The sequence below is a fragment of the Pantanalinema sp. genome, from assembly GCA_036704125.1.
In the GTDB taxonomy this organism is placed as follows: domain Bacteria; phylum Cyanobacteriota; class Sericytochromatia; order S15B-MN24; family UBA4093; genus JAGIBK01.
This window is the reverse complement of sequence record DATNQI010000089.1, coordinates 24,082-30,501: the sequence shown is the minus strand read 5'-3', so window position 1 is coordinate 30,501 and position 6,420 is coordinate 24,082. Positions and strand designations below refer to the sequence as shown.

Below are 6,420 nucleotides of genomic sequence, written 5' to 3'. Positions count from 1 at the left end.
CCGCCCCCGGCTGCAGCCGGGGGCGGTTTCGTCTCGGTTCAGGCCCGCTGGAAGGTCCAGGAGACGGGCTTGCCGCCCTCGTAGGGCATGACCCCGTGGAAGGCCCGCGCGTCCTGGTCGAAGACCATGGGAAGGAAGTGGCGATCGCCCTCCCAGAGGTTGAGCTCGCCCGACAGGACCTTCTCGATGGGAATCCACTCGAGGCTGCCCTCGGGGTTGCCGGCGAAGGGAGTGCCGGTCCAGGCGTCGATGCGGAAGACGAAGCCGAACCAGGCCTCGCCGTGCTTGCCGAAGCCGGGCCAGCTGATGGTGCCGCGCAGCACGGGGCGCTCGACGACGACCCCCGCCTCTTCGCGGATCTCGCGCGCGAGGCCCGAGACGATCGACTCGTCGGGCTCGAGCTTGCCGCCCAGCCCGTTGTACTTGCCGAAGTGGTGGTCGTCAGGCCGGGCGTTGCGGTGGATCATGAGGACAGAGCGGCCATCGGCCGAAATGAGATAGCCGAGGGTCGCGAGGACGGGCTGGTAGGGCATGGCTATCAGGGGGCTTTCTTCGGGCGCTTGAGCTGGTCGCGGACGCTCTGGATGGAGCTCGGGAGCATGCTCTCCTGGAAGCGGTTGAGGAGCCATGTGGGCAACCCGGGGATGCCCGGGTCGGTCTTGGCGATGTAGTAGGCCTCGCAGACGCGCGGCCCCTTGGGCACGATGCGCAGGCTGCCCGCGTACTCGGTGATGTTGCCCTCGGTGCGCTTGTAGACGAAGGAGTAGCGCTCGGGCTGCAGCCGGGTCTCGTTGACGAGCCACTTCTCGCCGATGGGCCACGGCAGCTGGAAGGCCGCCCGGATGTTGAGGACGTTGCCCTCGCGGCCGAGGACCTTGGTCTCCTTGATGTTGAAGATCTTGGAGTAGTTGTCGTAGTCGGTGAAGACCCGGAACACGTCCGCGGCACTCGCCTCGATGCGGCCCACCACCAGGAAGTTCTTGAGCGGAGCGTCGGTCTTCTCGACCTTGACGATGATCTCGCCGTGATCGACCTTGGCCTGCTCGTCCGCGCTGAGGCTGTCGAAGAAGGCCTCGGCCCGCGCCGGAGCGGCCATCGAGAGCAGCAGGCCTCCGGCACACAGGGCGATCGCAGCCCGCAGGCCTTGCGGTTGAGATGGGCTTGGCGTTGGCACGAAAGACCCCTTTCTGGCAGGTATCTCGATCTTATACCACTGCTTCATGGCGCGGATGTGACCGGCTATTGCCGCGAAGCTGACGTTTTTCATCGTCCTGGCCGAGCCTACCGGTACCGCTGCCACTTGGCATCGACGAGTTGCCCCACGTTCGCCGGATCCGGCAGGGCATCGGGGTCCGGTTGCGCGTGTAGGTAGCGCTCGAGTGCGTCGTACACCTCCTGGGCGCCCTGGGCGGCGTTGATGGCCTGCTTCAGCTCTGCGGTGTCGGGTAGGCCCTTGGTGTACCACGTCACGTGCTTGCGGCACTCGAGCACCCCGCGCCGCTCGCCGATCTCCTCGATCAGGTACCGGCATTGCAGCCGGGCCGCGGCGAGGCGCTCGCTCAGGGTGGGTTCTGGCAAAAGCTCGCCCGTGCGCAGGTAGTGGTCCACCCGCCGGAAGATCCAGGGGTTGCCCATGGCCCCGCGGCCGATGGCGATCGCATCCACCCCGGAGCGCGCCATGCGCGCCCTGGCGTCCTCGGGGGTGAAGACGTCGCCGTTGCCGATGACCGGGATCCTGAGGCTGCGCTTGACCTGGCCGATCAGGTCCCAGTCGGCGGTGCCCGCGTACTGCTGGACGGCGGTGCGGCCGTGGATCCAGACCGCGTCCGCGCCGCACTCCTGGGCGATCCGGGCGATCTCGAAGACGGTCAGGGAGTCCACGTCCCAGCCCAGGCGCATCTTGACGGTCATGGGGACCCGGGTGACCTTGCGCACGGCCGAGTAGAGGGCGCCGACCCTGGCGGGGTCCTTCATGAGGGCCGCGCCGTTACCGCTCTTGACCAGCTGCGGAGAGGGGCAGCCACAGTTGATGTCGATCAGGTCCGCACCCGCCTCCTGCGCGATCGCGGCCGCCCTGGCGAGGGGCTCGGGGGCGTGGCCCGCGATCTGGAGCGCGGCGGGGCTCTCCTCGGGCCGCAGCCGGATGCGCTCGAGCATCTCGCGGTTGCCGACCAAGAGGGCGTCGCTGTTGACGATCTCGGTCGAGAGCAGGCTCTTGGTGTCGAAGTGCCGCACCACCCGCTTGAACGGGCTGTCGCAGACCCCCGCCATGGGCGCGAGCATGGCGAGGCTTTCGAGCTTGAGCGAGCCGATCGTGAGCATGTCAGGGGGCGTTTTCTAGCCCCAGAGGAAGCGCATGGCCTGGGGCAGGCGGCGGGCCCAGTCGTGCTCGCTGTGGCTGCCGTTGGGGTCCTCGACCCACATCAGGTCGCGCCCGTCCGAGAAGCCCTTGTCCCGCAGGAGCTGGGCCATCTCCTGGTTCTGGCGAAGGAAGCTGAGCTGGGAGCGCCGGGCGCCCTCGAAGCGGCCGCAGTCCAGGTAGAACCGGCTGCCTTGGGGCTTCTGCGCCCCTCTCACGAACGGGAAGATCTTCTTGTCGGCGAACCAGAGGGCGCTCGACATGGCGAGCACCCTGCCGAAGACGTGGGAGTACTTGAAGCCGGCGTAAAGGGAGGTCAGCCCCCCCATCGAGGAGCCGCCGACGCCCGTGTTCGCCGGGTCGCTCAGGGTGCGGAAGCCGCGGTCGATCCGGTGCTTGAGGTCGTGGGCCACCCAGTCGAGGAAGGCGTCGCCCTCCCCCACCACGTCGAAGTGGGGGGCCCCCCAGGGGGATTGCTCGCTGAGGCGGTGCTCCTGGCCGTTGTAGATGGCCACGACGATCATGGGGGGCAGGTGCCCCTTGGGGATCATCGCCTCGAGGATCTCGTCCACGTGCCACTCGCCCGAGAAGGCGGTCGATTCGTCGAAGAGGTTCTGGCCGTCCCACATGTACATGACCGGGTAGCGCCGGTCGGTCTCGAACTCGTAGCGCGGCGGCAGGTAGACCAGCACCTCGCGGCGGCGGTTGAGGGTGTGGATGGTGAACTCGCCGAGCGATCGCACGTCGCCTACCGTGGTGCGGGGCTTGGGGGCGCGCGGGTGGTGGTCCTGCCAGTCCGCGACCTTGACCTCGAGCCGCATGATGGGGCCGTGGACCTTGTGGACGTGGTTGGGCAGGTCGCTGCCGTCGGAGGAGACCTCGACGCGGTCCCAGCCGCCGCGGGTGATCTTGAACTCGAAGTGGCTGCCCGCGGCGAGCAGCTGGCGGATCTCGAAGCGCCCGTCGGGCATGCGCCGCAGGGAGTAGCGATCGTTGCGGGGGTTCCAGCCGTTGACGTTCGAGGCCATGTACAGGCGCTCGTGGCTCGCCACGCTGGGCGCCTCGACCAGCACCTGAACGTCCGTGGGGTCCTGCAAGTCCAGCCGCAGGGTTCCCGTTCCTCGATACCCGAATTTGCGCACGAAGGTCTCTTTCTAGCCCCCCGCCCCCCGGTGGGCGGGGTCGGGGGTGGGGGATAATATCAAGTTCTACGCGCCGAAGCGCCGTCGGGGGGATTCGGAGCGATCGAGATCCCCCCACCCCTATCCCCGCCCCACCGGGGGGCGGGGGAATCAAGCGTTGGTGCCGCTTGAGACTTCATACCCCGCGCGAGCGCCAAGGCCCGCTCGGTAAACAAAGTTTCACACGCGCCGGTGGCGCAGGCAGGGCAGCTGCGCGCGGACCTCGGCCAGGCGCTCGGGGTCGATCTCGGCGATCGCGAGGCCGGGCCGGTCGCCGGTGTCGGCGAGCACGTGCCCCCAAGGGTCGATCGCGAGCGCATGGCCGTAAGACTCGCGCCGCGCGTTGTGCCGGCCTCCCTGGGCCGGCGCGAGCAGGTAGCAGGTGTTCTCGATGGCGCGGGCGCGCAGGAGGGCATGCCAGTGATCCTTGCCCGTGACCGGCAAGAAGGCCGCGGGCACCGTCAGGAGGTCGGCGCCCTGGTCGACCAGCGCCCGGTAGTGCTCGGGAAAGCGCAGATCATAGCAGATCGAGAGCCCCATGCGCCCGAGCTCGCCTAGATCCGCCACCACCGCCGCGTCGCCGGGCGCCACCGCTGCCGACTCCTGGAAGGTGTTGCGCCCTCCGAGCTCCACGTCGAAGAGGTGGCGCTTGCGATAGCGCGAAAGCACCGTGCCGTCCCTTCCCGCCACCACCAGGGTGTTGAAGACCTTGCCCGAGGGGCCGGGCTCCAGGATCCCCCCGTACAGGACGATGCGGTACCGGCGCGCCTGCTCTTGCAGCCAGGCCTCGGCGCGCGGGTGGGTCGCGCTCACCTGCGCGACGACCTCTTCTTGGGTCTCGGTGATCGAGGGGAAGTTCTCGGGCAGCCCGACCAGCTCCGCGCCGCGCGCGGCGGCCCTGGCCACCAGGGCCTCGGCCTGGGCGAGGTTGGCCTCGAGGTCGGGGGTGCTCGTCAGGTGAACGGCGCAGGCGAGATACGGACGCTTGATCACGGGCTACAATCCCGTGCCGGCGCCGGTCGCAGCGGCCGACGGCTCGTCGATGGCGTCCACCGGGGCGGCGGTCGGTGCGGCGTTGGGCAGCGATCGCGAGGCCTCCGAGCCGGTGGCGCTCGGCGCCTGGCGCAGCGCGGGGGGGGCGAACTGCGCGACGGGCACGTTCTTGAGGGCGGCCCTGACGAACTGCCCCCAGGTGGGGGCCGCCACCACGCCGCCGGTGGAGTTTCGGGCCATCTTGCTGTTGTCGTCGTTGCCCACCCAAAGGGCGACGACCATCTGCGGGGTGTAGCCGACGAACCATGCGTCGCGCGAGTCGTTGGTGGTGCCGGTCTTGCCCGCCACCGGTCGGCCCGCGTTGGCGGTCGTGCCGGTGCCGCGGGTGACGACCCCCTGCAGGACGTCGGTGATCAGGCGGATGGGGGCCTCGTCGAAGACCCGCTGCGGGCTGGGGCGGTGGGTCTCGAGGTAGCGTCCGCTCGCGTCCCGCACGTTCCAGTAGGCGATGGGCTCGTTGCGCACGCCGTTCGCGGCGAGCACGCCGTAGGCCGACGCCAGCTCGAGCGGCGTCACCTCGTAGGAGCCGAGGCCCAAAGAGAGGGTGGGCTGCATGGGGCTCTTGAGGCCGAGCTTGCGCGCCGTCTCGATGGTGGCCTGGGGGCCGACCCGGTCGAGCAGCTTGATGGTGATGACGTTGTTGGACAGCTCAAGGGCGCGGCGAAGGGTCATGGTGCCCTCCTTGGCGTCGTGGTAGTTGCCGGGGGTCCAGGGCTTGCCGTTGACGCCGGGATAGGTGACGGGCGTGTCGGCCATGGTCAGGGTGTCGGGGATCCCCTGGGCGAACGCCGTCAGGTAGACGAAGGGCTTGAAGGTGGATCCCGGCTGCCGGTGCGCCAGCACGGCGCGGTTGTACTCGCTCTTGCGGAAGTCGGCGCCGCCGACCATGGCGAGGATTCCCCCGGTGTGAGGGTTGATCGCGACCAGGGCCGCCTGATCGAAGCGGAAGCGCTTGCCGTTCTTGGCGACCAGCTGCGAGACGAGCCTCTCTGCGGCCTCCTGGGTGGCGAGGTCCAGGGTGGTCTGGATCTTCAGGTCGCCCCTTAGCACCACGTCCGCCCCGTAGCGCTCGATGAGCTCGCCGACCAGGTACGAGGTGAAGTAGGAGGCCTTGTAGCCGTTGCCCGGCGCGCCCGGCATCTTGAGCTTGGCGTTCTTGGCCCTTTCCGCCTGGGCCTCGGTGATGAAGCCCACCTCGGCCATGCGGTCCAGCACGACGCGCTGGCGGGCCAGGCCGTCCTTCTTGTCGCGGTAGGGGCTGTAGTGCTCGGGGGCCTTGAGCAGGGCCGCCAGAAGCGCCGACTCCTGGAGGTTGAGGGTCCTGGCCGAGTGGCCGAAGTAGGTCTGGGCCGCCGCCTCGATGCCGTAGGCGCCGTGGCCCCAGTAGACCTCGTTGAGGTACATCTCGAGGATCTGGTCCTTGGAGTACTTGCGCTCCATCTCGAGGGCGAGGCGGGCCTCGTCGAGCTTGCGCTGGAAGGTCTTCTCGGAGCTCAGGTACTTGTTCTTCACCAGCTGCTGGGTGATGGTGCTGCCGCCGGCGACCTTGCCGCCGTGACGCAGGTCGGTCCACAGCGCGCGCGCGATGCCCTGCAGGTCGACCCCGTTGTGGGCGTAGAAGCGTGCGTCCTCGATGGCGAGCACCGCGTCGCGGGTGACCTGCGGGATGTCGGCGAGCCTGACGTAGAGGCGCCGCTCCTTGCCCCTCACCACCGTGATGAGCTTGCCGCGGGTGTCGTAGATCTCGGTGCCGATCCCGGCTCGCGCCGGGAGGACGGGCAGGAGAATTGAAATGGTGAGGGTTGCGAGCAGGAGGTGGCGTTTCAT

The 6,420-nt window shown here is 69.0% G+C and carries 6 protein-coding genes; all 6 read right to left on the bottom strand.

From position 1 onward, the window contains the following. Window positions 1-38: 38 nt before the first annotated feature. The 6 genes from V6D00_14160 to V6D00_14135 all read right to left on the bottom strand — a co-directional run bounded on the left by V6D00_14160 (window position 39) and on the right by V6D00_14135 (window position 6,420). Window positions 39-533, bottom strand: coding sequence for an 8-oxo-dGTP diphosphatase (locus tag V6D00_14160; GenBank protein HEY9900314.1), 495 nt, complete (start codon window positions 531-533; stop codon window positions 39-41). A gap of 5 nt (window positions 534-538) precedes the next feature. Continuing rightward, window positions 539-1,174, bottom strand: coding sequence for an SRPBCC family protein (locus tag V6D00_14155; protein HEY9900313.1), 636 nt, complete (start codon window positions 1,172-1,174; stop codon window positions 539-541). 107 nt (window positions 1,175-1,281) lie between these two features. Continuing rightward, window positions 1,282-2,322 (bottom strand): tRNA dihydrouridine synthase DusB, encoded by a 1,041-nt coding sequence (gene dusB, locus V6D00_14150; GenBank protein HEY9900312.1) that lies wholly within the window; start codon window positions 2,320-2,322, stop codon window positions 1,282-1,284. A gap of 15 nt (window positions 2,323-2,337) precedes the next feature. After that, entirely contained in the window at window positions 2,338-3,501 is a 1,164-nt protein-coding gene (locus V6D00_14145; GenBank protein ID HEY9900311.1) for an alpha/beta hydrolase-fold protein, read from the bottom strand. A 219-nt stretch (window positions 3,502-3,720) separates the two neighbouring features. After that, the gene (locus V6D00_14140) at window positions 3,721-4,533 is read right to left on the bottom strand and encodes a carbon-nitrogen hydrolase family protein (GenBank protein ID HEY9900310.1); all 813 of its coding nucleotides are present in this window, start codon (window positions 4,531-4,533) and stop codon (window positions 3,721-3,723) included. A gap of 3 nt (window positions 4,534-4,536) precedes the next feature. Further along, a complete protein-coding gene (locus V6D00_14135) occupies window positions 4,537-6,420 on the bottom strand; it encodes a PBP1A family penicillin-binding protein (protein HEY9900309.1) in 1,884 nt (627 codons plus the stop codon).